Source organism: Sphaerotilus sp. (genome assembly GCF_034519685.1).
In the GTDB taxonomy this organism is placed as follows: domain Bacteria; phylum Pseudomonadota; class Gammaproteobacteria; order Burkholderiales; family Burkholderiaceae_C; genus Sphaerotilus.
The window spans coordinates 1193437-1219374 of sequence record NZ_JAXHOF010000006.1; the positions used below are offsets into that span (position 1 = coordinate 1193437).

General features: G+C 67.7%; 20 protein-coding genes, 2 tRNA genes and 1 CRISPR repeat array. Of the genes, 11 read left to right on the top strand and 11 right to left on the bottom strand.

Annotated elements, in window-relative coordinates:
- The first annotated feature begins 4 nt into the window (after positions 1 to 4).
- The 5 genes from U5O44_RS16600 to U5O44_RS16620 all read left to right on the top strand — a co-directional run bounded on the left by U5O44_RS16600 (position 5) and on the right by U5O44_RS16620 (position 3590).
- The gene (locus U5O44_RS16600; protein ID WP_322589518.1) at positions 5 to 796 is read left to right on the top strand and encodes a uroporphyrinogen-III synthase; all 792 of its coding nucleotides are present in this window, start codon (positions 5 to 7) and stop codon (positions 794 to 796) included.
- A gap of 184 nt (positions 797 to 980) precedes the next feature.
- Positions 981 to 2075 carry a uroporphyrinogen-III C-methyltransferase gene (locus tag U5O44_RS16605; protein ID WP_322589519.1) on the top strand — a complete coding sequence of 365 codons (1095 nt, stop codon included), beginning with the start codon at positions 981 to 983 and terminating at the stop codon, positions 2073 to 2075.
- 10 nt (positions 2076 to 2085) lie between these two features.
- Positions 2086 to 3333 carry a heme biosynthesis HemY N-terminal domain-containing protein gene (locus tag U5O44_RS16610; protein WP_322589520.1) on the top strand — a complete coding sequence of 416 codons (1248 nt, stop codon included), beginning with the start codon at positions 2086 to 2088 and terminating at the stop codon, positions 3331 to 3333.
- Positions 3334 to 3390: 57 nt separating this feature from the next.
- A tRNA-Arg gene (locus U5O44_RS16615) sits at positions 3391 to 3467 on the top strand.
- A gap of 46 nt (positions 3468 to 3513) precedes the next feature.
- Positions 3514 to 3590 (top strand) — tRNA-Arg (locus U5O44_RS16620).
- A 57-nt stretch (positions 3591 to 3647) separates the two neighbouring features.
- Here the strand turns inward: U5O44_RS16620 and U5O44_RS16625 are convergent.
- The 5 genes from U5O44_RS16625 to U5O44_RS16645 all read right to left on the bottom strand — a co-directional run bounded on the left by U5O44_RS16625 (position 3648) and on the right by U5O44_RS16645 (position 8584).
- Positions 3648 to 5225 carry a methyl-accepting chemotaxis protein gene (locus tag U5O44_RS16625; protein ID WP_322589521.1) on the bottom strand — a complete coding sequence of 526 codons (1578 nt, stop codon included), beginning with the start codon at positions 5223 to 5225 and terminating at the stop codon, positions 3648 to 3650.
- A 127-nt stretch (positions 5226 to 5352) separates the two neighbouring features.
- Positions 5353 to 5697 carry a hypothetical protein gene (locus U5O44_RS16630; protein WP_322589522.1) on the bottom strand — a complete coding sequence of 115 codons (345 nt, stop codon included), beginning with the start codon at positions 5695 to 5697 and terminating at the stop codon, positions 5353 to 5355.
- Positions 5694 to 7100, bottom strand: a complete 1407-nt coding sequence (locus tag U5O44_RS16635) for a cytochrome P450 (RefSeq protein WP_322589523.1) — start codon at positions 7098 to 7100, stop codon at positions 5694 to 5696. Before U5O44_RS16635 ends, U5O44_RS16630 begins: the two co-directional genes overlap by 4 nt.
- Entirely contained in the window at positions 7097 to 8167 is a 1071-nt protein-coding gene (locus U5O44_RS16640; RefSeq protein WP_322589524.1) for a hypothetical protein, read from the bottom strand. The genes U5O44_RS16635 and U5O44_RS16640 overlap by 4 nt, the downstream gene beginning before the upstream one ends.
- A gap of 81 nt (positions 8168 to 8248) precedes the next feature.
- Positions 8249 to 8584 carry a DUF3579 domain-containing protein gene (locus U5O44_RS16645; protein WP_322589525.1) on the bottom strand — a complete coding sequence of 112 codons (336 nt, stop codon included), beginning with the start codon at positions 8582 to 8584 and terminating at the stop codon, positions 8249 to 8251.
- A gap of 230 nt (positions 8585 to 8814) precedes the next feature.
- Between U5O44_RS16645 and U5O44_RS16650 the strand changes: the two genes are divergently transcribed.
- From U5O44_RS16650 to U5O44_RS16660, 3 genes are read left to right on the top strand one after another with little or no spacing between them, the layout of a single operon-like run.
- Positions 8815 to 10017 (top strand): aspartate aminotransferase family protein, encoded by a 1203-nt coding sequence (locus tag U5O44_RS16650; protein ID WP_322589526.1) that lies wholly within the window; start codon positions 8815 to 8817, stop codon positions 10015 to 10017.
- A 17-nt stretch (positions 10018 to 10034) separates the two neighbouring features.
- Positions 10035 to 10997: an ornithine carbamoyltransferase gene (gene argF / locus U5O44_RS16655; protein WP_322589527.1), complete on the top strand. Its 963-nt coding sequence runs from the start codon at positions 10035 to 10037 to the stop codon at positions 10995 to 10997.
- A gap of 23 nt (positions 10998 to 11020) precedes the next feature.
- Positions 11021 to 11449, top strand: coding sequence for a PACE efflux transporter (locus U5O44_RS16660; protein ID WP_322589528.1), 429 nt, complete (start codon positions 11021 to 11023; stop codon positions 11447 to 11449).
- Between the two features lie 32 nt (positions 11450 to 11481).
- Here U5O44_RS16660 and U5O44_RS16665 read toward each other — a convergent pair whose 3' ends face one another.
- The 6 genes from U5O44_RS16665 to U5O44_RS16690 all read right to left on the bottom strand — a co-directional run bounded on the left by U5O44_RS16665 (position 11482) and on the right by U5O44_RS16690 (position 20274).
- Entirely contained in the window at positions 11482 to 12429 is a 948-nt protein-coding gene (locus U5O44_RS16665; protein WP_322589529.1) for a hypothetical protein, read from the bottom strand.
- Between the two features lie 259 nt (positions 12430 to 12688).
- A CRISPR array of direct repeats spans positions 12689 to 15357; the repeat unit is 28 nt; unit sequence CTTCTCAACCGCCTACCCGGCGGTGAAC.
- A gap of 93 nt (positions 15358 to 15450) precedes the next feature.
- Positions 15451 to 16413, bottom strand: coding sequence for a type I-F CRISPR-associated endonuclease Cas1f (gene cas1f / locus U5O44_RS16670; protein WP_322589530.1), 963 nt, complete (start codon positions 16411 to 16413; stop codon positions 15451 to 15453).
- A 12-nt stretch (positions 16414 to 16425) separates the two neighbouring features.
- Positions 16426 to 16992, bottom strand: coding sequence for a type I-F CRISPR-associated endoribonuclease Cas6/Csy4 (locus U5O44_RS16675; protein ID WP_322589531.1), 567 nt, complete (start codon positions 16990 to 16992; stop codon positions 16426 to 16428).
- Entirely contained in the window at positions 16989 to 18092 is a 1104-nt protein-coding gene (gene csy3 / locus U5O44_RS16680) for a type I-F CRISPR-associated protein Csy3 (protein WP_322589532.1), read from the bottom strand. Before csy3 ends, U5O44_RS16675 begins: the two co-directional genes overlap by 4 nt.
- Before the next feature lie 2 nt (positions 18093 to 18094).
- Positions 18095 to 19132: a type I-F CRISPR-associated protein Csy2 gene (locus U5O44_RS16685; protein WP_322589533.1), complete on the bottom strand. Its 1038-nt coding sequence runs from the start codon at positions 19130 to 19132 to the stop codon at positions 18095 to 18097.
- Positions 19129 to 20274 carry a hypothetical protein gene (locus tag U5O44_RS16690; RefSeq protein ID WP_322589534.1) on the bottom strand — a complete coding sequence of 382 codons (1146 nt, stop codon included), beginning with the start codon at positions 20272 to 20274 and terminating at the stop codon, positions 19129 to 19131. Before U5O44_RS16690 ends, U5O44_RS16685 begins: the two co-directional genes overlap by 4 nt.
- Positions 20275 to 20512: 238 nt before the next feature.
- Between U5O44_RS16690 and cas3f the strand changes: the two genes are divergently transcribed.
- The 3 genes from cas3f to U5O44_RS16705 are packed head-to-tail and all read left to right on the top strand — an operon-like array spanning position 20513 to position 25936.
- On the top strand, positions 20513 to 23758 hold the full coding sequence (cas3f, locus tag U5O44_RS16695) for a type I-F CRISPR-associated helicase Cas3f (protein WP_322589535.1): 3246 nt from the start codon (positions 20513 to 20515) through the stop codon (positions 23756 to 23758).
- Positions 23755 to 24498, top strand: coding sequence for a metallophosphoesterase family protein (locus U5O44_RS16700; protein WP_322589536.1), 744 nt, complete (start codon positions 23755 to 23757; stop codon positions 24496 to 24498). The genes cas3f and U5O44_RS16700 overlap by 4 nt, the downstream gene beginning before the upstream one ends.
- A gap of 13 nt (positions 24499 to 24511) precedes the next feature.
- Positions 24512 to 25936 carry a serine/threonine protein kinase gene (locus tag U5O44_RS16705; protein ID WP_322589537.1) on the top strand — a complete coding sequence of 475 codons (1425 nt, stop codon included), beginning with the start codon at positions 24512 to 24514 and terminating at the stop codon, positions 25934 to 25936.
- Positions 25937 to 25938: the final 2 nt, after the last annotated feature.

Here is a 25938-nt window from a genome sequence, read left to right on the forward strand (position 1 = left end):
CCCGATGACCGTCACGGTGGTCGTGACCCGGCCGCAGCCGCAGGCGGACGACTGGGTCGCACGCCTGCAAGCGCTGGGGCAGGCCGCCCGCGCCTTGCCGCTGATGCGCATCGAACGGGCCGCTGCCTTCGATGCGGACGTGGCGCGCACCTGGGCGGGACTGGCGCGGCACCGGCTGGTGATGTTCGTCAGCCCGAATGCGGTGCTGGCCTTCTTTGCCGGCCGGCCGGCCGGGTTGCGCTGGCCGGCCGCGACACTGGCGGGCGCCACCGGGCCGGGCACTGTGGCCTCGCTCCAGGCGCAGGGCGTGGACACGGCCTGCATCGTGTCGCCACCGAAGGAGTCCGCGACCTTCGACGCCGAATCGCTCTGGCGCCATGCGCTGGCCTCACGCGACTGGGCCGGGCAGTCGGTGCTGGTCGTGCGGGGCGAGGATGGCCGGGACTGGCTGGCCGACACGCTGGCCCGCGCCGGGGCATCGGTCGCTTGCCTGGCGGCCTACCGGCGCGTGCCGCCGGTGTGGCCGGGTGTGCTGGCCGCCGCGCTGGACCAGGTGGCGGCGCAACCGGCGCGGCACGTCTGGCTCTTCAGCAGCTCGCAGTGCATCACCCACCTGCTGGCACCGCAGGCGCCCGCTGCCGCCGATGCCGCGCTGCGGGCGGCCGTGCTGGCGGTGCCGGTGCTGGCCACGCATCCGCGCATCGCCGACACGGCGCGGCACGGCGGCTTCCACCGTGTGGTGCCCGTGGCGCCAGAGCCTGTGGCCGTGGCACGGGCCGCGGCCTGCCGAGACTGAATATGTCCACAGATGTGATGCCTTGCACGGTCGTCATGCCCCGTCGATACAATCGCAGCAGCGGGATGCACACTTCGGACCCGTACCGCCTGTGAACGATCAAACACTCCCTCCCACCGGCCCCCCCGCCAGCGCTGACGCTTCTGCTCCGCCTCCGGAGGTTCCGGTCGTTGCGCCCCCCCTGTTGGCTCCGCCTGCCGCAGCCGTGCCGATGATCGTGCATGCAGCGCCAGCGGCGCCCGTGCTGCCGTCGTGGGTCATCCCTGTCGGGCTGGTGATGGCACTCGTGGCCGGCGGCAGTCTCTGGATGGGCTGGGAAACGCAGCAGCGCGTGCATGCGCTGGAGATGGAACTCGTCAAGCGCCAGCAGGGCAGCAGCGAGCAGGCCTCCGAGGCGCGCGTGCTGGCCAAGCAGGCCGAGGAAATTGCCCGCGATGCCGCCGCCAAGGTGGCACTGATGGACGCGCGGGTGTCCGAGGTGTCCCTGCAGCGCGACCAGCTCGACGACCTGATCCTGTCCATGTCCCGCTCACGCGACGAGAACGCGGTGTCGGACATCGACGCCTCGATCCGCGTCGCGGTGCAGCAAAGCTCCATCACCGGCAGTGCCGAGCCGCTGATGGCTGCACTGCGCAGTGCCGACGAGCGCCTGGCCCGCATCAGCCAGCCCCGGCTGGAGCCACTGCGCCGGGCCATCGCCCGCGACCTGGACCGGGTGCGCGCAGTGGCGGTGCCCGACATCGGCTCGCTGCTGATCAAGCTCGACGAGGTCGTCCGCCTGACGGACGAGCTGCCGCTGGTGTCGCAGTCGGCGACCACGGCGCGTGCGGTGGTGTCCGCCCAGCGTGCGCAGGCCCAGCAGGCCGCGGCGTCCGCCCCGCCGCTGGCCGAGCTGCCCGTCTGGCGGCAGTGGCTCATGGACTGGGAGCGGCCGGTGCAGCTGGTCTGGGACGAGGTCAGCAGCCTGCTGCGCGTGACCCGCATCGACCGGCCCGAGGCCATGCTGCTGGCGCCCGAGCAGGGCGTGTTCCTGCGCGAGAACCTCAAGCTGCGGCTGCTCAATGCGCGCTTGTCGCTGCTGTCGCGGCAGCCCGAATCCGCGACGGTCGATCTGCAGAGCGCTCAGCGTTCGCTGCAGACCTATTTCGACGGGACCGCGCGCCGGACCCAGATCGCCATGGATCTGCTGCGCGCAGTGACGGCGCAGAGCCGCCTGGTGGGCATTCCCCGGCCCGACGAATCTCTCGCCGCGACCGCTGCCGCTGTGGCAGGACGCTGAAGGGGCCGGCATGCGTCAAGTGGTCTGGTTGCTGCTGATCTTTGCCGTCGCCGTGCTGGCGGCGAGCACGCTCGGGGCCAACGACGGTCTCGTGTCCATCTACTGGACGCCGTGGCGGGTCGATGTGTCGATCAACGTCTTCGTGCTGGTGATGCTGGTGCTCGGCGGCGCGGGCTATGTGGTGATCGGCGCGGTGTCGAGTCTGGTCGGGCTGCCCGAGCGGGCCAAGGCCTGGCGCACCCGCCAGCGCGAACACGCCGCACAGAAGGCGCTGCGCGAGTCGTTCTCGCTGCTCTTCGCCGGCCGCTACGGCCGCGCACACAAGGCGGCGCAGCAGGCGCTGGAGATCCAGGCGCAGTCGCCGGATCTGCGCATCGAGCCGGACTTTGCCGTGCTGGCGCATCTGGTGGCGGCCAGCAGCCTGCACCGCCTGCAGGACCAGACGCGCCGCAACGAGCAGCTCTCCCAGGCGCAGGCGCTCATCGCGAATCTGCCGGGTGGATCGGCCGTGGGCGAGGGCGCACGGCTGCTGGCGGCCGAATGGGCTGTCGACGACCGTGATGCTGACCGCGCGCTGGACCAGCTGGCGCTGCTGCCCGCCGGTGTGGCCCGGCGCACGCACGCGCTGCGGCTCAAGCTGCAGGCCTCACGGCTGGCCCGTCAACCGCTGGAGGCGCTCAAGACCGCCCGTTTGCTGGCCAAGCACCAGGGTTTCACGCCTGCCGCTGCGCAGGGACTGCTGCGCTCGCTGGCGGTCGAGGCACTCGACTCGGCACGCGACGCCGACCAGCTCCGCCGCGCCTGGCTGCAACTGGAGAGCGCCGACCGCCGCGATCCCTACGTCACTGCGCGTGCCGCGAAGCGCGCTGGCGCGCTGGAGGCCCTGTCCGATGCCCGCGGCTGGCTGCGTCCCCACTGGGAGAACCTTGCGCAGCTGGGTGAGCGCGAGCGGGCCGATGTGCTGGACGCTTTTTCCGAAGTGCTGCCCGGATTGCCTGCCGACTGGCTGCCTTTGCTGGAGTCCAGCGTGGAGTCGCTGCCGCAGGATCCCCAGCTCGCCTTCGTGGTCGGGCAGGCGATGGCCGAGCGTCAGCTCTGGGGCCGGGCCCACCGCCTGCTCGAATCGGCCGCCCAGTCGCCGCATGCCGATGGTGTGCTGCGCATGAGGGCCTGGCGCGCGCTGGCCGAGATCGCCGAAGTCGAGGGAGACGAAGAACTCGCACACCGCTGCTACCGCGAAGCAGCAAAAAATTCCTGAGTTCTCTTGCCAAGCGGGTTCCGTTCACGCCATAATCCATCTCTCAGCGAAATTTGAGCGGCTGTAGCTCAGTTGGATAGAGTACTTGGCTACGAACCAAGGGGTCGTGGGTTCGAATCCTGCCAGCCGCACCAACAATCAGATTTCGCCGACGGACAAGGTTGCAAGACCTTCTCCATTGCGGCTGTAGCTCAGTTGGATAGAGTACTTGGCTACGAACCAAGGGGTCGTGGGTTCGAATCCTGCCAGCCGCACCAGACAACGCAACGGGTCAGCTTCTTCGGAAGCTGACCCGTTTTGCCATCCGGCGCTGCCTACGCGCGCGCCGTGTGCGTGTCGCCACGCGCCAGCTTGAAGACCGCCACCGCCTGCACCAGTTGCTGTGCCTGCAGCTTCAGACTCTCGGACGCTGCGGTCGACTGCTCCACCAGCGTCGCGTTTTTCTGGGTCGTCAGGTCCATCTGGGTGACGGCCTGGCCCACCTGGGCGACACCGGTGCTTTGTTCCCGGCTGGCCAGACTGATCTCGCTGACGATGTCGGCCACGCGGCGGATCGAGGCCACCACTTCCTGCATCGTCGTGCCGGCCTTGTCGGCCAAGGCATTGCCTTGCTTGACCTGTTCGACGCTGGCATTGATGAGCGTCTTGATCTCGCGGGCGGCTTCGGCGCTGCGTTGGGCAAGGTTGCGCACCTCGCCGGCCACGACGGCGAAGCCTCGGCCCTGCTCCCCGGCGCGCGCGGCCTCCACGGCGGCGTTCAGCGCCAGGATGTTGGTCTGGAACGCGATGCCGTCGATGACGCCGATGATGTCGGCGATGCGGCTGCTGCTGTCGTTGATGCCCTTCATCGTTTCCACCACCTGACCGACCACGGCGCCGCCTGCCTGCGCCACGGTCGACGAATCCAGTGCCAGCTGGTTGGCCTGTCCTGCGTTGTCGGCGTTCTGCCGCACCGTGCTGCCCAGTTGTTCCATCGACGCAGCGGTCTGCTGCAGCGCGCTGGCCTGCTGCTCTGTGCGCTGACTCAGGTCATGGTTGCCCGATGAAATCTGCAGGCTGGCCACGGCGACACCGTCGGCCCCCGTGCGCACCTTGCCCACCACCCGGGACAGACTGGCCTGCATTTCCTGCAGTGCGGCCAGCAGCGGGGAGAACTCGTCGCGGGACGTGTCATGCACCGGCTGCGTGAGGTCGCCGTCGCGCACCTGCATGGCCACGGCCTGTGCCTGGCCGACACGTCGCCGCAGCAGCGAGGTGATGTGCCAGGCAAAGAGCGCCAGCCCCACCATCGCCGCCAGCACCAGAGCCACCAGCACCGCCAATGTGCTGGCGGCCTGTCCTTCGATGCCCTCCAGTTCCTGGTGCAGGGTGTCCTGCTGGTAGCGCACCATCGCAGCCGCGCTGGTCAGTACCTCATTGCGTGCCGGGATGGTCTTGTCCACCAGAAAGGCAAACGCTTCGGCTTTCTGGCCGGCCTGGATGAGATCGAGATTGACCACTCCGACGGTCCAGAAGTTCTCCATGGCCCGTGGCAGTTTGTCGAACAGCTCCCGGCCGCGGGTGGTGGTGATGGCCTTGTCGTACTCGGCCAGCAGCGAGTCGATGGCCTTGCGCTTGTGGCCGATGTCGGCCAGCGTGGCCGCGAGTTCCTCGGGCGTGCGCGACAGAATGGCATGGCGCACCTGCAGCGAGGTGCGGGTCACATGCAGTTCGAGCGCGGCCATGCGTTCCAGCTGGGGGACGCGGATGTTGCCGGTGTTGCTGGTCGCCGTCGAGATGGCCTTCAGCTGCACATAGCTGTAGGTGGCCACGCCAGCCAGCGCCAGCAGCAGCGCGGCCACGGCGGCATAGAGCCTGGCCGCAATGCCAAAAGAAAACGGAGGGTTCAACATGGCGCGTTTCTCGCAGGATGAGTTGACAGGACGTGTCAGCGCGCCAGTATTGGCTGCTTGTTTCTGAATGTAATTACCGATCAAGCGGGAAATAGCGCCCCACATCGGCGTCGACCGCCCTGGCGGCTCATTGGATCGTCTGCCGGTCCAGCCGCGACTTCAGCACCAGGTCCACCACCGGCTGCTCGCGCTTGTTGGCGCGCTGGCAGTGGTCCTTCTGGAAGTGGTCGGTCACGCGGATCACCACCTGCGCCCAGCGCTGATCGCGCTCGCGCCAGGCGTGCGACGAGATGGACTCCCAGGCGTGGCCGTTGAACACCGTGGCGTTGACAAAATGGTCCAGCGCCCGCACGCCGGCCCGCCCGCGTGCGTTCGGCCCGAACAGGCCGACCCACACCAGCAGCAGATAACCTGCCAGCGCCATCGGCACCACGGCACACATCAGCGCAAACCCCGCCAGCCGCTCCTTCACGCCCCGGCCTCCACCGGGTCTTTGCGCTGGAACAGCCGCAGCCGCACGCCATTGGCCGAGCGGATCGTGAGCCGCCCGACGGGTTGCGGCACATGGCCCGGCACCGCCTCCAGCCGGTGGTGCCGCACCAGCTGGGCCAGGATCAGCGTGGCTTCCTGCAGCGCGAAGGCTGCGCCCATGCACACCCGCGGCCCCATGCCGAAGGGCAGGTAGGCCTGTTTCAGTGCCTCGCGCGAAGCGTCGCTGTCGTAGCGGTCCGGGTTGAAGGCGTCCGGCTCGGGCCACAGGTCGCGGTGGCGGTGGATCAGCCAGGGGGCCACGACCACGGTGGCGCCCGCGGGCACCTGCTTCTTGCGCATCGGGCAGCCGTGGGTGGTCTGGCGCGCCATGAACCCGACCGGCGGGAACAGCCGCAGCGTCTCGCGGAACACGTTGCGCGTCAGGGGCAGCGCCTTCATGTCGCCGAGTTCAGGCGGGCGCGCACCGAGTTGCGCCGTCACTTCGGCGTGGACCCGCGCCTGCACGTCCGGCGCCCGCGCCAGCAGGTGGGTGGCCCAGGTCAGTGCGCTGGCCGAGGTTTCATGGCCGGCCAGGAACAGCATCGCCACCTGATCGACCAAGGCATCGAACGAAAACGGCTCGCCGCTGTCCGGGTCGCGCGCATCGAGGAAGGACGCGAGGATGTCCTGCCGCGTCGCCGGGCAGCCGGCGCGGTGGGCCTCGTAGCGCGGGCGCACCAGCGTCTCCAGCAGCCCGCGGATCTCGCGCGCCGCCCGGCGGCTGCGCCACGCATCCCACGGCCAGCGCAGCCAGCGCTTGCCGTACAGCGACGGCAGCATCAGCCGTGGCACCAGCGCCTGGAAGCGCGAGAAGGCGTCGAAGACGCGGTGGGCGTCCGGCCCGGTCATCGGGCTGGAAAAGATCGTGCGGAAGATGATGTCGGCGGTGACATGGGTCATCTCGACTTCGAGGTCGTGCTCCGCGCCATCCGGCAGCGCCGCCAGCCGCGCCAGCATCGCGTCGGTCGCCTCGCGCATCACGGGGAAAGCCACGTTCAGCCGCGCCTGCGCAAACGCCGGGTCCATCATCTCGCGCTGGCGCTGCCACTGCGCGCCGTTGGTGGTGAAGATGCTGTCGCCGAGCAGTGGCTGCAGCGCCTCGCCGAGCAGCGCGCTCTTGGGGAAGTTGCCGTCCGCGTTCTGCAGCACCTGCCGCACCAGCGCCGGCTCGTTGACCATGTAGAGGTCCAGTCCCGGCAGGTGGACCTCGCCCATCTGCATGCGGTAGCTGCGCTCGTACAGCGCGTCCAGCCATGAACGGCGGGCGCTGAAGAACATCAGCAGGCCGGAGGCCTTGTGTCGCCTCGGGGTCGGGTAAGCAGGGCAGAAGGGCGTGGGGTTCATGGTGCAGGGGCCAGTGGGCGCGGTGGATCCAGATGCCGCTCGAAGGGGCGTGGCCCGTAGAGCAGATCGTGGAGATCGAAGTTGCCGACGTGGTCGGGGGTCATGAGGTACAGGCTGTGGGTGCGCTGCTTGTCGCGGCGGATGGCCTGCCAGCGCTCTGGGCTGTACATCTGGAAAAAACGTGCCGAGCGCCGCACTGGCAGCACGGCGTCCACCGGCGCCTCGGCGGTGCCTGCCAGCGGATGCGCCTGGTCGACGCACATCGGGTCGATGCGGGCCGTCACATCCAGCCACGCCAGCGAGGGACTGCGGCACAGCGCGGCCACCGCCTGCCGGAACCGCTCGGCGCCCGCGCCTTCGCGCAGCGTCAGCCCGGCGTAGCACGCGCCCAGCGTCACCAGCGACGTGCGGCGATCGCCCTGCAGCGCCTGCCAGCGGGCGTCGGACAGCAGCGCCTGCGCCGTGGACACCGCCAGCAGCGCGCCCACGCTGTGCCCCGCCAGCACGACCTCGTCCACCGGGTCGGCCTGCTGGCTGGTGATGATCTGCTCGACCCACTCGGCGCGGCGCTGCTCCAGGGTGGGCACCTGGGCCCGTCCGAGCTTCCACAGGAAATCGTAGATGCGCAGCAGCCAGGTGCCGCCCGGGCCGCCCAGCAGCGGCCACACGGCGGTCAGCAGGGCCGGCGGGTGCAGGCGGTACAGCCGCCAGGGGCCGACCTCGCGCAGCAAGGCCGCGTAGACCCGGCCCAGCGCCTGCAGCCACTCCCCGGGGCTGTGGCGCCAGTGCGCCCGCACCAGATCGTCCCAGCCCATGCGCACATGGCTGGTGTGGACGGGGGCGATACCGGCGTCGGCGGGGTTGCACAGGACGGCCCAGCCGTGCAGGTGGGCGCCGATCCGTGTCCGGGGCCCGATCTCCAGCCGGGCGCCACTGGGCTGGGGGCGGCGGGCTTCGGTCTGGGCGAGCTGGTGGTCGTGGGCCGCGCCACGCGGGTCGAAACCGCTGAAGGCGTGGACCCGGCGGCGCTGGATCAGGGGGCTGGGGCGGGCGGGGTGGTGGTTCACCCGGCCATCATGCGGCGCGGCGTTTGACGCCGATCGGCCGAACTTGAGCGGAAAAACCGCCGAAAAAGCGCAGTTGCGCGATCAGGCCTTGCGCGGCGGCGGATCGGGCAGCAGACAGGCCTCGATCACCTGCAGGTCGTTGTCGCGGGCGAAGTTCATCACGAATTCCCAGGCCATCGGCTCCAGATCCTTCAGCGCCTCGTTGACGACGACGCATTTGGCGCTGCCCAGCGACGTGGGGATGCAGTAGGGCGAATAGCCGATCGCCCCGCCCAGGCCGCCCGTCTGGCCGCCCGGACGGAAACACGACATGGCACCGGCCAGCCGCTCGGCCCAGTCGCTGGGCCGGAAGGTGCGGCCGTCGCTGGTGATGCCCTGGATGAAGACTTCGCGTGGTTTGGGAGTGTTCGTCGTCACGTGCTGCTGCCTGCTGCCTTGCTGTGACAAGCTCGCGCGGTTGCCACGTAAACCCGTATTGTGCTGCACCGCAGCAGCCCTGTGGCAGGGCGAGACAGTCGGCGCGCGCCGAGTATCGCCGCTGGCACTGTCGATCGGCTGTCAACCGCATTCCCTACAATCACCCAGGCGCCGACTCCTTGACGGCGCCTTTGTTTTTTTCACCCCCGCTTTGCCGGAGAACCCAACCGATGTCCGCTGCCCCCGCCTCGATCGCCGAACCCCATGTGATGACCACCTACGGCCGCCTGCCGATCGCGCTGTCGCATGGCCGAGGCTGCCGAGTCTGGGACACCGCCGGGCGCGAATACCTCGACGGCCTGGGCGGCATCGCCGTGAACACGCTCGGCCACGCGCACCCGAAGTTCGTTGCCGCGCTGCAGGAGCAGGTCGCCACCCTCATCCACTGCTCCAACTACTACCACGTGCCCGGCCAGGAAGCGCTCGCGGCCAGGCTGGTCGCGCTGTCGGGCCTGACCAACGCCTTCTTCTGCAGCACCGGCCTGGAGGCCAACGAAGCCGCGCTGAAGCTCGCGCGCAAGTTCGGCCATGACAAGGGCATCGAGCGCCCGGAGATCATCGTCTACGAAAAAGCCTTCCACGGCCGCTCGATCGCCACGCTGTCGGCCACCGGCAACCCCAAGGTCCAGGCTGGTTTCGGCCCGCTGGTCGAGGGCTTCATCCGCGTGCCGATGAACGACCTGGCCGCCGTGGAAGCCGCCGTGCGCGACAACCCGAATGTGGTCGCCGTGTTCCTCGAAACCATCCAGGGCGAGGGCGGCATCAACCCGGCGCGCTGGGACTACCTGCAGAGCCTGCGCGCGCTGTGCGACGCGCGTGACCTGCTGCTGATGCTCGACGAGGTGCAGTGCGGCATCGGGCGCACGGGCAAGTGGTTCGCGCACCAGTGGGCCGGCATCCAGCCGGACGTGATGCCGCTGGCCAAGGGCCTCGGCTCGGGCGTGCCGATCGGCGCGGTGGTCTGCGGGCCGCGCGCCGCGAAGATCTTCCAGCCGGGCAACCACGGCACCACCTTCGGCGGCAACCCGCTGTCGATGCGCGCCGGGGTCGAGACGCTGCGGATCATGGAAGAAGAGGGCCTGATGGAGAACGCCGCCACGGTCGGCGCCCACCTGAAGGCCAGCCTGCTGCGCGAACTCGAAGGCGTGGCCGGTGTCACCGAGGTGCGCGGCTACGGGCTGATGATCGGCATCGAGCTGGACCGTCCCTGCGGCGAGATCCTGACGCTGGCCATGAACGCGGGCCTGCTGCTGAGCGTTACGGCCGACCGCGTGGTGCGCCTCGTGCCGCCGCTGATCCTCACCACCGCCGAGGCCGACGAGATCGTCGCCATCCTCTGTCCGATCATCAAGACTTTCCTCGCCGCCGCGTGATGCGGCCTTTTCCTCCCATGAAACCAGGCATGAGTCTCATGAAGCACTATCTCCAGTTCAAGGATCTGCGGGCCGAGGAATACAGCTACCTGTTCGAGCGCGCGCGCACCATCAAGCGCCGCTTCAAGAACTACGAGCGCTACCAGCCGCTTGCCGACCGCACGCTGGCCATGATCTTCGAGAAGGCCAGCACCCGCACCCGCGTGAGCTTCGAGGCCGGCATGTACCAGATGGGCGGCTCGGTCGTCCACCTGACCACCGACGGCAGCCAGCTCGGCCGCAGCGAGCCGATCGAGGACTCGGCCCGTGTCATCAGCCGCATGGTCGATCTGGTGATGATCCGCACCTTCGAGCAGACCAAGATCGAGGCCTTCGCCGCGTATTCGCGCGTGCCGGTCATCAACGGCCTGACCAACGAGTTCCACCCGTGCCAGATCCTGGCCGACCTGTTCACCTACCTCGAACACCGCGCGCCGGTGGGCGCCGAGGGCTACGACATGAACAGCCTGAAGGGCAAGGTCGTGGCTTGGGTCGGCGACGGCAACAACATGGCCAACACCTGGCTGCAGGCGGCGGAGATCCTGGGCTTCACGGTCCATGTGAGCACGCCGGGCGGCTACGAGGTCGACCCGAAAGTGGCCGGCATCCGCTCGACCGACTGCTACAAAGTCTTCGACAACCCGCGCGAGGCTTGCCAGGGCGCCGATCTGGTCACCACCGACGTGTGGACCAGCATGGGCTACGAGGCCGAGAACGAGGCGCGCAAGACGGCGTTTGCCGACTGGTGCGTGGACAGCGAGATGATGGCGCTGGCCCGCCCGGACGCGCTGTTCATGCACTGCCTGCCCGCGCACCGCGGCGAGGAGGTGGCGGCCGACGTCATCGACGGGCCGCAGTCGGTCGTCTGGGACGAGGCGGAGAACCGGATGCACGTCCAGAAGGCGCTGATGGAGTACCTGCTGATCGGGCGGATCGGCTGATACCCTGCGGCGTCCACATCAACATGTCCCCCACCACCCGGCGTGTGCTCCAGGCGGTCTTGTACGAGGTGTGCGCCATCGCGTTCGTCGGTCCGGTTCTGGGATGGGCGTTTGGCAAGCCCGCGGGTTCCACGTTCCTGCTGGCCGTCGCGCTTTCCACCATCGCGCTCTGCTGGAACTACGTCTTCAACGTGTTGTTCGAGCGCTGGGAGTCAAGGCAAGTGGTCAAGGGCAGAAACTTCGCCCGCCGCCTGGCGCATGGGACAGGGTTTGAAGGCGGGCTCACCGTTCTGCTGGTTCCCGTGATGGCCTTCTGGCTCGACATCACCTTTCTCGCCGCGTTCCTGGCCAATCTGGGCCTGCTGGCCTTCTTCTTCCTCTATGCCGTCGGCTACACCTGGGCGTTCGACAAGGTCTTCGGTCTGCCGCAATCCGCCTTGGATACGAGGTGAATCGCCCCGGCCGGACCGGGCGGATGGCTCGGTCAGCCCGTCAGCGTGGGGCTGCCAGGCAATGGGCGGGCAGCACCCTGGGCCAGACCGGCGAACTGCGTGCCACCGATGTCGGCCGCAGACCAGCCGCGGTTCAGGTCCAGCCCGGTCAGCTGCCAGTCGTGCATCGGCAGCCGCGGGACGGGCCGGCGCATGCGTTCCTCGAAGCGCGTCGGCCACTCGATGCCCTGGAAGTTCTGGAACTCCGACACATCCACCTCGACCATCGCGCCGCGGGTGACCGCCGCCCCGTCCATCGTGAAGCGCACGCGGCGCATCAGCCGGGTGCGCCGGTCGATGCACAGCACCAGTTGCTCCACCGGCGAAAGACCCAGCCCGGGCACCATCCGCACCATCAGCCGCTCGCAGGCGTGGTCGCCGACCTGCTCCAGCCCGGCCAGCTTCATCACCTGCGGCCGGTCGACCAGGGCCAGCGGGCCGAGCAGGCACAGCCTCTGGGTGTCGGCCACCATCGCCGAGGTCTGGCGCAGCGGCTCGTCCGTGGTCGGGCGGCCGTTGTACCAGACCTCCACGCTGCCCGTGGTCACGCCCTGGCCCAGTCGCCGCAGCACCTGCTTCTGACCTGCGGGGCCGGTGTGGGCCTGGGCGATCAGTCCTTCCGCGGGCAGCAGGCGCTCCTGCAGGTTGCTGCGGAAGCGGATGTCGGTGCGCTCCGGCTGGACACGGTTGGCCAGCACGCCCCACTCGCCGCGGTAGCCGACGTTGAGGTCTTTCACACGGCGCCAGGCGTTCAGGCCGTGCGCGGCAGCGCAGTCGTTGAACAGTGCCAGCGCGGCCGGATCGGTGGTTTCCTTCGCCTGGATCGGCGACAGCGGAGCCGAAGCGCAGCCGCCCAGCGCACCCAGGGCCGGCAGCAGCGGGGCCAGCGCTGCGGTGGCCAGGATGCGTCGGCGGGAGGAATCGGCAATGTCTCGGCTCATTCGGACCTCTTGGGTGGGTGGGGGGCCAGTGTGCCCATCTGACGCTGGCCTGACCAGCAGCTGACCTGAAAGATTCCCGCTATTCGGTATCTGGAACGCCAGCGAACCGCGGTGGGTTCCGCTTCAACGGCGCAGCAGGTGAAACGGCGGACGGCTGCCTCAGTCGCTGAGCCATGCAGATGGCCTCGGGGTACTGTTTTCTTGATCGCCTGTCCGGTGTGGTGAGCGCTGCGAGGTCGGCGAGCCGATGCCTGTGAATTTTCTCAACCGCCTACCCGGCGGTGAACCAGTCGCTGAGCCATGCAGATGGCCTCGGGGTCTTCTCAACCGCCTACCCGGCGGTGAACATGTATCGGTACAGCAAGGGGCGCTGGCACGACTTCTCAACCGCCTACCCGGCGGTGAACTCAGCGACCACGGTTTCGTACATGCGCGTCTTCTTCTCAACCGCCTACCCGGCGGTGAACATGGCCATCCCCCGCAACCGCTGGCCGGACGACTTCTCAACCGCCTACCCGGCGGTGAACTTTTGGACCAAGATCCTCCGGCCCGTCCTGAACTTCTCAACCGCCTACCCGGCGGTGAACAGCAGGAACCTGGTACATCGGCGTCGAGATGTCTTCTCAACCGCCTACCCGGCGGTGAACGCTTCGGCCTGGGCCGATTTCAACCCCGTGCACTTCTCAACCGCCTACCCGGCGGTGAACACGATCTGCTCGAACACGTCATCCACTTCGATCTTCTCAACCGCCTACCCGGCGGTGAACGATCAGGGCGAGTTTCATCGGCGGGTCTCCTCCTTCTCAACCGCCTACCCGGCGGTGAACGCTTGCGCGAAAAGAATGCGGGCGGTGTCATCCTTCTCAACCGTCTACCCGGCGGTGAACCAGATCGGCGCCCAGATGCTCACTGCGCTGCTCTTCTCAACCGCCTACCCGGCGGTGAACATCGCGCAACGATTTCACGGCTTCTCGCATCTCTTCTCAACCGCCTACCCTGCGGTGAACGATCTGTCTCGCTTCGATGCTGGCGTCGTCCACTTCTCAACCGCCTACCCGGCGGTGAACGCCGAGCTGGACTTGATGCTGGGGGCGTACTCCTTCTCAACCGCCTACCCGGCGGTGAACACGCTGCAGGGTGGCGCGCTTGCGTGTCGTGTCTTCTCAACCGCCTACCCGGCGGTGAACCGACCCGGCAATGCGCCGCGCGTCGTCATAGACTTCTCAACCGCCTACCCGGCGGTGAACCTTCAATCCGTGGCGCCCTCATCAGCCCTGAGCTTCTCAACCGCCTACCCGGCGGTGAACAGCGGCCCGGGGACTCGATCGGTGCGGGTCATCTTCTCAACCGCCTACCCGGCGGTGAACGACATGTTCGACTGCTTGCTCAAGTCGCGTGACTTCTCAACCGCCTACCCGGCGGTGAACGGCTCGCGCGCGGCGCGCAACCTTGAGAAGCTCTTCTCAACCGCCTACCCGGCGGTGAACGGCCTTGTGGTGCAGTGGGCTGCAATGGATGGCTTCTCAACCGCCTACCCGGCGGTGAACGCAGGCGCCCCGGTCACGCTCGACAAGCCCAACTTCTCAACCGCCTACCCGGCGGTGAACTGGTCGCACACGTCCGCTTCGGCGGCCAGCTCCTTCTCAACCGCCTACCCGGCGGTGAACGTGACGTTATTGCACCGTCTCGGCGTGCTCCTCTTCTCAACCGCCTACCCGGCGGTGAACGCAGCCGCGAACAGGTCGGGCGTGCTGGCCGCCTTCTCAACCGCCTACCCGGCGGTGAACCCCTGTGTCGCACACCGTTTGCCCACGCTTCTCTTCTCAACCGCCTACCCGGCGGTGAACATGTCGTTCTCCTTGCTCCAGCGCACCAACGTCTTCTCAACCGCCTACCCGGCGGTGAACGATCGAAGCATGGGGTCCGGGTCTTGAACACTCTTCTCAACCGCCTACCCGGCGGTGAACCGCGAGCAGCGGCTGGCGGGGCAGAACTCAGTCTTCTCAACCGCCTACCCGGCGGTGAACGATGCCGGCCAGGACTGGCAGCGCGGGAAGCACTTCTCAACCGCCTACCCGGCGGTGAACGCGCTCTTCGTGGGCATCCTCGGCGCTGTCATCTTCTCAACCGCCTACCCGGCGGTGAACGCTTCGGGCGCCAAGACAACTTGTTCGGCTACCTTCTCAACCGCCTACCCGGCGGTGAACGTCTCGGTCTACGCGGTCAAGTTCATCGCCAACTTCTCAACCGCCTACCCGGCGGTGAACTAGACCGAGACGACAGCCAGGAGCACCAGCAGCTTCTCAACCGCCTACCCGGCGGTGAACCCGGGGGAAGTAGTGGTGAGCGATGCCGGCCACTTCTCAACCGCCTACCCGGCGGTGAACCTGGACGACTTGCCGCGCCATCTGCGCGCCACCTTCTCAACCGCCTACCCGGCGGTGAACATGAAGCGTCACGAGTGCGCACGCCCCGAGCTCTTCTCAACCGCCTACCCGGCGGTGAACGCGCCATTCGAGACGACCGGATGCTTTCCAGACTTCTCAACCGCCTACCCGGCGGTGAACGACCCCGTGCTCTGCAGCGACGCCGCGCAGCACTTCTCAACCGCCTACCCGGCGGTGAACACGAGCGAGCAGCCGGCGGCGTCTCGCAGGGTCTTCTCAACCGCCTACCCGGCGGTGAACGCGCCACCACCGGCTCACTGTTGCCGTCGCCACTTCTCAACCGCCTACCCGGCGGTGAACTTTGGGTCAATCATTGACTGACCCCGGTAAAACTTCTCAACCGCCTACCCGGCGGTGAACAAGTTCAGCGATCGGGTGAAGCTGCGCGGCCTCTTCTCAACCGCCTACCCGGCGGTGAACACGGCAGGGCACGGCCTTGCGGTCGGCATTGACCTTCTCAACCGCCTACCCGGCGGTGAACTGAACACAGTTCCAGATTTTAAAAGAGCAATCAACGACTTACGCCGTTCAAGCGGAAAAATGATCGTTTAACGAAAACCTCGCCAAGTCCTTGTCAGGATTGAGATTTTTCGCAAAGCGTTTCCACGATCCTGAACATCTCGTCGAGCACTTCATCGTCTTGAAGCGTCTCGATCAGCCCTTGCCGGAACTCCGTCTGTCCGATCCCGGCTGTCCCGCAGGAGAAGGCGTGCGGCATGACATAGGCATCCTTGATGAGGTCGGCGATGTCGAAGACCAGCGCCCCTCGCCGCGTCTTGCCATGCAGCAGGGGCAGCGAAAAACTGATGCCCAGTCCATTCAGCGTGACCGCCGCAAAGCCATACGCGATGTAGTTCCCGTGGTCGAGACAGCCGTTGACGCGGTCGGTTTTCGTTTCCTTCGCCCCTTTGCCTTCCTCTCGCGTGAACTCGCTCAGTCGGTATGCCTGCGCCAACGCGCGGTACAGCGCCTTCGCGAAAGCTGCTTCGCCGAGCAGCAGATCCTGACCGCTCGTCGCTTGCGCAATCGCCGTTTCGAAGGAGGCCAGCGCCACTTCCGGCAGGTCCACCCCCTTGCGCAGCAACTCGGCATCGCGTTTCCACCGTTTGCGGATGATCTCGACCCGAGCGCGCATCAGTTGCCTCCCCAGATCGAGCCGTTTCGCCTCGTCAAACCAAGCCCGCACCCAGGCCTGCATGTACTGCGTCGGCCGGTATTCGCTCTGCGGCGTCATGAACGCGACATCGACCACACCGAACAGCGGAGAACCGCCAGAGCCGCAGAACCCGACGATCACGTTCGACTCCGCGAGCTTGCGTGCCGCCGCATCGGTGATCGAGGTGCCCTTGCCGAGCAGCAGGAACGCCGTGTTCCTCTCCGGGATGTTGAAGAACCGCTCGATCTCGTCCCCGCGCTCGGTCAGATAGACCACCCGCTCATCCTTCTGCAGCACCCGAGCATGTTCGAGGTAGAACACGTTCGCCCGCTTCGACAGCATCACGGCGCGCGGCCGAGGGGCTTGGGATCCGGCCTTCATCGACCCGTCTCCTCACGCGGGCAGCGCCGGCAGACTGAACGGCGCACTGCTCCGGGCCAGCCCATAACCGTCCGGCTCGCAGGGCAGGGCGTTCGGCGTCCCGTCGAGCACACAGACCCGCAACCCGAAACTCTGTTCCGTCGAGGCGCTGTGAACCAGCAGGTACGGCAGCCCCTGCGCCTCGGCGAACTCGATGCGCCGCTGGCGGCAGGGCGCACCTTCCTTGCGGTCGGCCCGCCGGGTCGGGATGCGGTAGCGGCGGTATTGCAGCCACGGCCCGTCGAAGTCTTCAGGCACCCGTTTCGGATAGCCGACCACAGCGTAGTCGCGCACCAGCGGCGAGTCCTGCAACGCCTCGGCCAAGGCATCGAGTTCCTCCCGTGTTTCGGCAAACACGCGCAGCACCGCCATGAAACCCCGCCCCTCCGGCAGTGCCAGCGCAAAGCGGCCCGGGTGCGCCCGCAGGTGGCGATGCACGATGCCGAACACCAGTCCCGTGGCCCGTGGATCGACGCCCGGGGCGCGTGCATCGCCGCCGGACGGCAGGATGCGCAGGTCCACATAGACGCGCGGGTTCATTTGCTCTTGCCCCCGGAATACACGCCCCCTCGGATCAGGCAGGCGAGCATGAACATGCCGTCCGGGCTGGCCGGATCGACCTCGTTGAGGCGGCCCATCAGCCGGAAGGCCGAGGACGCGGAGTTGACCGGACGGTAGAACGACTGGGCCTCCAGGCTCGCGCCGTTGGGCTCGATCGCGATCGGACGGCGCACCTCGTCGAAACTCGGGTACCAGGTGTCGAAGGTGCGCAGCGCGTTGGCCACCTTCTGGTCCCGCAGCGCCGCCTGACCCATCTGGCGCACGCCGCTGTCGCCTTTGGGCTGTGGCACCCCGAGGCAATACAGCGAGCGGGCAAACCCCTTGGCTTTTTCTTCCAGGTAGTTCTGGCTCGGGTAGACCTCGAACGAGCCCTTGAAGCCCATCTCGACCCGTGCCTCGACCTCGATGCCGCTGTGGCTGCTGCCTTGCAACCCGGCCAGCAGGACCAGGGCCAGTTGCTCCTCTTCGGCGCTGTAGCGGTCGAACTGGTTCAGCGGAATGCCCAGCGCATCGAAGCGCAGCGGCTCGGCTTCACCCTCGGTGGCGGTGACGGTCACCCTGGACGCCACCATGCGGTTGCGCCACAGCCAGCGCCCGTTGGCGAGGTTGCGCGCATAGCGCCGGGCCACTTCGTGCAGCCCCGCCGCGTCGCCCTCGCGGGCACGGGCCATGAAGTTCACGAGGCTGTCGCGCAGGGCGTCGGCGTCTTCCTTGCTGTCCTTCTCGCCCGTGGCGACGAACAGCGGCATGTCGCCCAGGGGGGCGAAGCGGATACCGAAGCGCACGATCAGCGCGACGGCGGCCGGATCCGCCTTGGCGGAGTCGGTGACCTGGATGTTGCTGACCTCGCGGCGCTTGGTGGTGCCGGCGGTGCTGTCCTTGCCGTCCATGTCCACGTTCTGGGTGCCTCGGATGCCGTGGCGGATGACGGGCAGGGGCTTGAGGCTGCCATCGTCCAGTTCGCTGAACATCGTGGCGTCGCCGATGACGATGCCGCGTGTGATGGCGACGACGCCGGGCAGTTTCTTGAACGTGACAGCCGTGGCTGCCTTGGCGGTGGTGGTGGTGGTGGCGCTCATGGTCAGGATTCCCCTTGGTTGATCGGTGTCTGTCGGGCCGTATGGGTACGGGTTTGGTGCGTGGCCTGGTTGAGGTCGGTGTCCAGCAGGTGTTCGTCCTGCGTCACGAGAAACACGTCGATGGCGCTCCAGCCGTGGCGCCACCAGGGCACCGGGCCGAGGTGCTGGCGCTGGGAGACAAACTGCACGAGACCGATCAGCGGCTCGGCGAACGCGTGTTCGTGATCGCCCCGCACACCGGCTCGGCGCGCAGGTTCCGTGGTCATCGCATAACCGAGCACAGCGGGCGCGAGCCAGGACATGCGGGCCAGAGCCGTGTCCGTGGACCCGCTCGGCTCCGAGGTGGTGTCGGTCGCTTCGGACCAGTCGGCCATCGGGCTGAAATCGTCGTCGTCGTCATCGTCCAGGTCGGCGGCACTGACCGGGGCAGGCGCCGTCTCGTTGGGCGCTGTGGCGGGGGCGAGTCCGCTGATGGCGGTAGTGGTCGAGGATGGGCGGTGCGCCAAGGCCGTCAGAAGGCTGTCGAGCGGTTGCGCCGGGTCCACCAGATCAGACCGTTCGACCAGCCAGTAACCGCCACCGGGCAGTGCCTTGAGCAGATCGGCTTCGTCGTCGAACACCTGCAGCTCGCCGAACTGGCGCACCGTGCCGCCGGCAACCCGGGCCAGTCGCAGGAAACGCACCACGTCATCCGGTCGCACCGGCTGCGCAAACTGGCAGACGAGGCTCGCGGTCATGTGCGCGGAGACGGTCGGTTGCAGCGACAGCGCATGCTTGTTCTTGCTCGAATAGTCGCTGTCGTCGATGAAGAGGGCGCCGCGCCGCTGCTGCGGCTGAAAGCGGCCATAGGCGTCGTCTCCGGCGCCGAGCAACTGCGCAGTGTGGTGCAGCCAGGCGATGGCGGTGGGCTGCTGACCGAGTGTGCGACCAAGGGCATGGCCCATCAGCGAGGCGGCCATGATCGGCGTGGTGGCGATGAAGTGCTGGCCCACCATCGCGTTGGCCGATTGGATCTCCAGCCGGGGAATCAGGATGATCACGACAGCACCTCTTCGATCAGGCGGCCCAGGTGAACGCGGGCCTCGTCACCCAGTCCTAGCGTCTCTCCTTTGGCGTTGCGGTGGTGGAGCAGGGCGGCGGCCAGGTGCAGGCCTGTCTCGCGTGCCCAGTCCGATTGGCGCCAACCGGCTTCGAGCAAGCCCTTGCGCCAGGCGGGGACCGCTGGGGCAAACAGCGATCGCTCACCGTCCGGCTGCTCGCACAGCGGCAGTCGATCCGCATGGCGACGCATCACGCTGCACTGCTTCTCGACACCCGCCATGACCGCTCGGGCCAGCGCCTGGAGCTTCTCCCGCTCCGCCGTCCGGTGCGGCAAGTCGGTGGGTATCCGGCCTTGATGGGCCGCCATCGCCTCGGCGCGCCAGTCGGCATACGCGGCCACGGCCTGGGCGGGCATCCGCAGTTCCGGCCCCTGGTAGTGCAACGCCAGTGCGGCGCGCAGGCCCGGTGATTCGGTCGGGCCTTCCGCGACGATCAGCGTCTGCAGGTCGCGGATCAGCGAGCCGACGTTCTGCGGGTTCGAGCCGCCGAAACCGAGCGTGGCGGTCCGGAGGCGGCGATGGGTCGCCTTGTCCTTGGTGCCCGCCTTGCGGGCTGCGTTGTGGTCACGCACCCAACGAGTGGTCAAGGACGCCGTGCCTGCGGCGGACAACGGGGTGATGGCGAGGTAGCCGTTCGGTGCGTCTGGCCGGGGCAACAGGATCTGACGCAGGCGGGGACTGACCTGGTCGAGGCCAGTCTGCATGGGCTTGTCCAGCGCTTGCCGGTAGGCGTTGCACAGGGCCGGGCCTTCTTCGGGTGGTGCCTTGCCCGCCATGGCGACCCGCAGTTGCTTGGTCAGCGTGGCGGTGGTGCCGGCGTTTTTCAGGTAGTCCAGTTCGACGGTCTGCCCGGCGCCGAGCAGCGTGCGCACCGAGAGGTAGGGGCGATGCAGCGCGGCGGTGCCGGTGAGGCGGATGCCTCCCGCTTCAGCGTTGCTGTTGACCGACTTGGCCGAGAAGTGGGCCATGTCCTTGATCAGGCCCAGGTAGGCCGACAGCGGGAAGACTTTCCAGCTGTCGTCGCCGGCCTCGATGGCGTCGGTCAGGTCGGATGGGTCAGGTGCGGGGCTGGTGTCAGACACGATGTCCTCCTGCATGTTGTGGCGGTATCGTAGTCATTTTTGCTGATTCGAGAATGTAAAAATTACCATTCAATCATTCAGCGTCTACTGGATAACATAGTGGAGCACCCTGCCTTGTGAGCGGAGTGTCCTTGTACCGCCTGCTCGGCGGGAAAGAGTCATTCATTCCATCGAACAGCGACTACTCTTCTCAGCCACCTGACGCGGTGGGCGGTGAACATGAACGACGGGGAATGATATGCACATTCTGGTGATCAGCCGTTCCACGGGCCGATCAAGGCGGCGCGTGGCGTCACTCATGGACAGCTATGCCGTGAGGACCGGCGAATCGAGCTGGTCCACGCCGATCACCCGCGAGGCGCTGGCCGAGTTGCGTGCGGCATTGCGGCGGGTGGCGAGCCGAACGGCCTGTGTGGGTTGCTACATCAACGTCGGCCGGTCGCGGTTGCGGTTGGCCTGGACGGTGGGCCGAGGGGGTGAGTTCGAGCCGACCGGGGCCACGCCCGTTGCCTGGACGCGCAGGACGCACAAGCCGGTGGTGCCGGTGTGGGTTCGGCGGCTGGCGCTGCTGGCCGCAGCGGCGGGTGTGTCGCATGACATCGGCAAGGCGTCCTGCGGCTTCCAGCGCAAGCTGAACCACCCCGCACCGCTGCGCGACGCCGTGCGGCATGAATGGCTGTCGATGCAGGTGCGGCGACGGTTGCGGGCGGGCATGGACTGGCGCACGGCCTGGGAGCTTGGCGGGCGTGACGGTGTGGCGATGACGGCAGTGCCTGAGTTCATGTGCAGGGGTATCGGCAGTGCGCTGGACGCGGTGGATTTCCTGATCGTCTCTCACCATGGGTTGCTGGGGCCGAAACGCTCCAGGCCTGTCCGCAGCCGGGCCGCGTTGCCGGATCACTCATTGCACTTCAGCGAAGTGGTCGGGCCGCTGCCGCCCGACACACTTTTGCCACAGGCAAAGCTCGACGCCCGCACGCTGGCGGAAATGAGTGCCACCGAGCGTCGCCTGTCTGCCGTGTCGGAGTCCGTGTCACCGTCCGCGTGGTGGGCCGGTGCCCTGTTTGCCCGGGCTGCGCTGGTGTTCGCCGACCACACCGTGTCCAGCGTCGAACGCAAGGACCGCAGGGCGGCGCTGTACGCCAACACCGTCCGTCCGTCGGGCGGGCAAGGACGGTCGGTGCTGAACCAGTCGCTCGACTGGCACCTGACCGAGGTGGCCCACCGCGCAGCGGAAGTGCTCCCACGGATGATGCGGCCGGATCTGCAGGGGCTCAGCCTGGACACGGTCGAGCACATCCTGCAGCCGAACCCAGTGCTTGGCAGTCGATTCCAGTGGCAGGACACCGCCACGGATGCCTTGATCCAGCTGCGGGAACGCCAGCCGGATGCGCCGGTCCTGGTGCTGAACCTTGCCGGGACGGGTTCCGGCAAGACCCGCATGAACGCCAAGGCCGCCTGTGCGCTGGCACGAGGCCCGGTGCGCTTTTCGGTGGCGTTGAACCTGCGCACGCTGACCTTGCAGACCGGCGATGCGCTGAAGCACCAGTTGCATGTCGCGGCGGACGAACTGGCGGTCGTGATCGGCGATGCCGTGGTGACGCGGCTCCATGAAGCCCGGCAAGGCTCGAAGGGGTCCGGTCTGGATGACGACGAGAACCCGCCGGTCGAGGACCACGACACCACGCCGGGTGACTTCGACCTGCCGCCCTGGCTGGATGACTGGATCAAGCAGCACCCGCCACAAGCCCGGCTCATCGGGGCGCCGTTGCTGGTGTCCACGATCGATTATTTGATCGCCGCGGGGGAGCCTCATCGCCAGCAGCACCACGTTAGCGCCTTGTTGCGGCTGCTGTCGAGCGATCTGGTGCTGGACGAGATCGACAGCTACGACCCGAAGGCGATGGTGGCCGTGCTGCGGCTGATCCACATGGCGGGACTGTGCGGGCGCAACGTGATCGCATCGTCGGCCACGCTCGCTGAGCCGGTGGCACGGGCGGTGTGCAGTGTCTACCGGGCGGGCGTAGAGGCGCGGCGGGCAATGAAGGGTCGGTCTGCTGTGGCGTTGCCTGTGATGCTCATCAGCGACGGTCAGGCCCCTGAGCGGATCGACATGGGCAGCGGTGACGACGCCTCGACGGTATTCGCGATGCGCTATCGCCAGTACGTTGATCGTGGACTGCGGCGTCTGGATTCGCCCGAGTGCCCTGTCACCCGGCGGGCCACGGTGGTAGGCGTGACCAAACCGCGCTGGTGGAGCGGCCTCCCGAAGACACTGCCTGACCAGACGGTTCGTGCGGAAACCTGGATGCAGCAGGTGCGCAAAGCCGCACGGGATTTGCACAATGCCCACGCTTGGCTGTTCCCCGGCACGGCTTCGCGGGTGTCGTTCGGATTGATCCGCATCGCCAATATCCTCCCGGCGGTTCATCTGGCGCGCTTCATCGCCGAGCGAGACGAAACGGATTCAATGGTCCGCGTGCAGGTGGCCTGCTACCACTCGCAGGAACTGCTGATCCAGCGCCACCTGAAGGAAGCCAGCCTTGATCGCTTGCTGAACCGATCAGCCGGGGATGAGCACCTGCACCGTGACCCTGACCTGATCGAGCGGGTGCGACGGGCCGATGGGCGGGACGTGATGTTCATCGTGGTGGCGACGCCGGTCGAGGAGATCGGCAGGGACCACGATTTCGACTGGGCAGTGATCGAGCCGTCCAGCAGCCAGTCGATCGTGCAGACCGCCGGGCGGGTGAACCGGCATCGGCTGGTGCCGGTGTCGAAGCCGAACATCGCGGTGCTGGACCTGAACTACCGCGCTGCTGTGCGTGCTGAATGCATGGATGGGGCCGACCCCGTGTTCATTCGGCCCGGGCTGGAAGATGACTATCCCAGGGACAGCGGGGGAAAGGCTTATCCGAAACACCGTCTTTCAGCGTTGCTGGCCAGCGAGTTCACCGTGGATGCCCGACTGCGGTTTCGCACCGAACAGTACGAACTGTCGCGGCTTGACGATGTCAGCCTGACGGCGGCCCTGGCGATGCCACTGGAGATGATCACCAGCACGGCCCTCCATCCCGACCCCAAGCTGATGGCACAGGCGTTTTATGACGCCTACCCGCTGCGGGAGCCGAGTTTCAAGGTGGAGCTGACCGTGGATCCCGAGCTGGATTCCAACAAGCGGTTGAAACGGTGGGAGAAGACTGCTGCGGGCTGGCGTTCTTTGGTGACGGAGTATGGCGAAGGCCAAGGCACACAAACCCGCCACCCGCGCGACTGGCTGGCCTGGAATCTGGATGAGCTGGTCGAGGAGGCGCAGGCGCTGGACCTGTCTGCCGATCAATGTCTTTGCGTCGAAGTGAACCTGCCGGGTCACGGTGACGACGTGAAGTCTGCAGATGCGCTGAAGCGACTTCGGTGGGATCGCTCGTTCGGTTTCTGGACAGCCCCCGAGCTTCTACACTCGGGCGCAGGAGCCGCCCCATGAAACTCGCCCTGATCACCGACATCCATGCCAACCGCGAGGCCTTCGAAGTCTGTCTCGAACAGGCCCACCTGCACGGGGCGGACCGGCTGGCTTTCCTCGGTGACTTCGTGGGCTACGGGGCGGATCCGGCCTGGGTGGTGGAGCAGGTGCGCGATCTGGTGTCGCAGGGGGCGATCGCCGTGCGTGGCAACCACGACGAGGCCGTCGCCCGTGGCCCGAGCGATTACCTGGTCGAGGACGCACGTCGGGCCGTCGAGTGGACCCGCTCGCAGTTGACGTCCACGCAGCTCGACTTCCTCGGCGCGCTGCCCTACACCCGCGAGGATCTGGGCTGCCTCTTCGTCCACGCCAATGCCTATGCGCCGCCCGCGTGGGACTACATCCTCGGCCGCAACGAAGCCGTGCGCAGCATGATGGCCACCGAGGCGCGCCACACCTTCTGCGGCCACGTCCACCAGCCCGCGCTCTACCACCTCTCCAGCACCGGCAAGATCGCCAACTTCACGCCCGTGCCGGGTGTGGCGGTGCCGGTGCCGGGGCATCGGCAGTGGCTGGCGCTGCCGGGCTCGGCCGGCCAGCCGCGCGATGGCAACCCGGCCGCCGCGTGGGCCATGTTTGATCTGGCGCGGCTGACGCTCACCTTCCACCGCGTACCGTACGACCACGACGCCACGGCGGCCAAGATCATCGCCGCAGGACTGCCACGGGCACTGGGCGATCGGCTGCACCAGGGGACGTGAGATGAGCGGTGGCATGGTGAATTTCTCGGCTGGCGAGATGGTCGACGGCTTCCTGCTGGAAGAGCGGCTGCACCAGGGCGGCATGGCCAACCTCTGGCGCGTGACGCACCCGGAGCACCGTGGCCCGCTGCTGATGAAGGTGCCGCGCATCAAGGGCGGCGAGGATCCCGCCACCATCGTCGGCTTCGAGGTCGAGATGATGATCCTGCCGATGCTCAAGGGCGTGCATGTGCCCCGCTTCCTCGCCAAGGGGGATTTCACCACCCGGCCCTACATCGTCATGGAGCACATCGCCGGCGACTCGCTGCGCCCGAAGCTGGACGCCGCGCCGCTGCCGATCGACGAGATCGCCCACATCGGCGCCCGGGTCGCCACCGCGCTGCACGACCTGCACCGCCAGCATGTCATCCACCTCGACGTGAAGCCGAGCAACATCCTGTTCCGCCCGACGGGCGAGGCGGTGCTGGTCGACTTCGGGCTGAGCCGGCATGACCACCTGCCGGATCTGCTCGACGAGGAGTTCAACCTGCCGATGGGCACGGGGCCGTACATGTCGCCCGAGCAGGTGCAGTTCCTGCGCAGCGAGCCGCGTTCGGACCTGTTCGCCCTCGGCGTGATGCTCTACCACCTGACGACTGGCGAGCGGCCGTTCGGCTCGCCCGACAGCGTGCGCGGCCTGCGCGAGCGGCTGTATCAGCAGCCGGTGGCGCCGCGCCGCCACCGCCCGGACTGTCCACCCTGGTTGCAGGAGATCATCCTGCGCTGCCTGGAGGTCAAGGCCGACCAGCGCCACCCCAGCGCCGCCCACCTGGCGCAGGACCTGCTCCACCCGGACCAGATGCCCCTGACCGACCGCGCTACCCGTGACGGCGCGCCCAGCAAGCTGCAGACCTGGAAGCGCTGGTTCACGGCGCTCGGCGCGGAGCCCTCGGTGCGTGGTTCCGTCGGTGACCAGCTCAAGCGGGCGCCGATCATCCTGGCCGCCGTCGACGTCGAGAACGCCACCGAGCCGCTGCTGGACCTGCTGCGCGAGACGGTGCGCCGCATCGTCGCGACCGAGCCGGGCGCGCGGCTGGCGTGTGTGGCGGTGATGAAGACCAACCGCATCGGCATGGACGATCTGACCGACCAGTCGGGCAACAGTCTGCATGTCAAGCACCTCGTCGGCCTGAAGCACTGGGCGCGGCCCATCGCGCAGGGCCTGGGCCTGGGCACCGGCCTGCTGACCTACCACGTGCTGGAGGCGCCGGACCCAGCCACCGCGATCGTCGAGTTCGCCCGCCGCACGCAGGTCGACCACATCGTCATGGGCGCGCGGGCGAGTTCGGTGCTGCGGCGCTACCTGGGCAGCGTGTCGTCCGAGGTGGTGGCGCAGGCGGACTGCACGGTGACGGTGGTGCGGGTGCCGCCGGCGCAGGGTGAGATCGAAGAGACCTGATC

Coding starts and splice junctions, on each gene's coding strand:
- U5O44_RS16675 (WP_322589531.1), bottom strand. CDS start 16,992: ATGAACCCGCGCGTCTATGTGGACCTGCGCATCCTGCCGTCCGGCGGC.
- argF (WP_322589527.1), top strand. CDS start 10,035: ATGAAACCAGGCATGAGTCTCATGAAGCACTATCTCCAGTTCAAGGAT.
- cas1f (WP_322589530.1), bottom strand. CDS start 16,413: ATGAAGGCCGGATCCCAAGCCCCTCGGCCGCGCGCCGTGATGCTGTCG.
- U5O44_RS16665 (WP_322589529.1), bottom strand. CDS start 12,429: ATGAGCCGAGACATTGCCGATTCCTCCCGCCGACGCATCCTGGCCACC.
- U5O44_RS16625 (WP_322589521.1), bottom strand. CDS start 5,225: ATGTTGAACCCTCCGTTTTCTTTTGGCATTGCGGCCAGGCTCTATGCC.
- cas3f (WP_322589535.1), top strand. CDS start 20,513: ATGCACATTCTGGTGATCAGCCGTTCCACGGGCCGATCAAGGCGGCGC.
- csy3 (WP_322589532.1), bottom strand. CDS start 18,092: ATGAGCGCCACCACCACCACCACCGCCAAGGCAGCCACGGCTGTCACG.
- U5O44_RS16700 (WP_322589536.1), top strand. CDS start 23,755: ATGAAACTCGCCCTGATCACCGACATCCATGCCAACCGCGAGGCCTTC.
- U5O44_RS16610 (WP_322589520.1), top strand. CDS start 2,086: ATGCGTCAAGTGGTCTGGTTGCTGCTGATCTTTGCCGTCGCCGTGCTG.
- U5O44_RS16660 (WP_322589528.1), top strand. CDS start 11,021: ATGTCCCCCACCACCCGGCGTGTGCTCCAGGCGGTCTTGTACGAGGTG.
- U5O44_RS16600 (WP_322589518.1), top strand. CDS start 5: ATGACCGTCACGGTGGTCGTGACCCGGCCGCAGCCGCAGGCGGACGAC.
- U5O44_RS16635 (WP_322589523.1), bottom strand. CDS start 7,100: ATGAACCCCACGCCCTTCTGCCCTGCTTACCCGACCCCGAGGCGACAC.
- U5O44_RS16705 (WP_322589537.1), top strand. CDS start 24,512: ATGGTGAATTTCTCGGCTGGCGAGATGGTCGACGGCTTCCTGCTGGAA.
- U5O44_RS16650 (WP_322589526.1), top strand. CDS start 8,815: ATGTCCGCTGCCCCCGCCTCGATCGCCGAACCCCATGTGATGACCACC.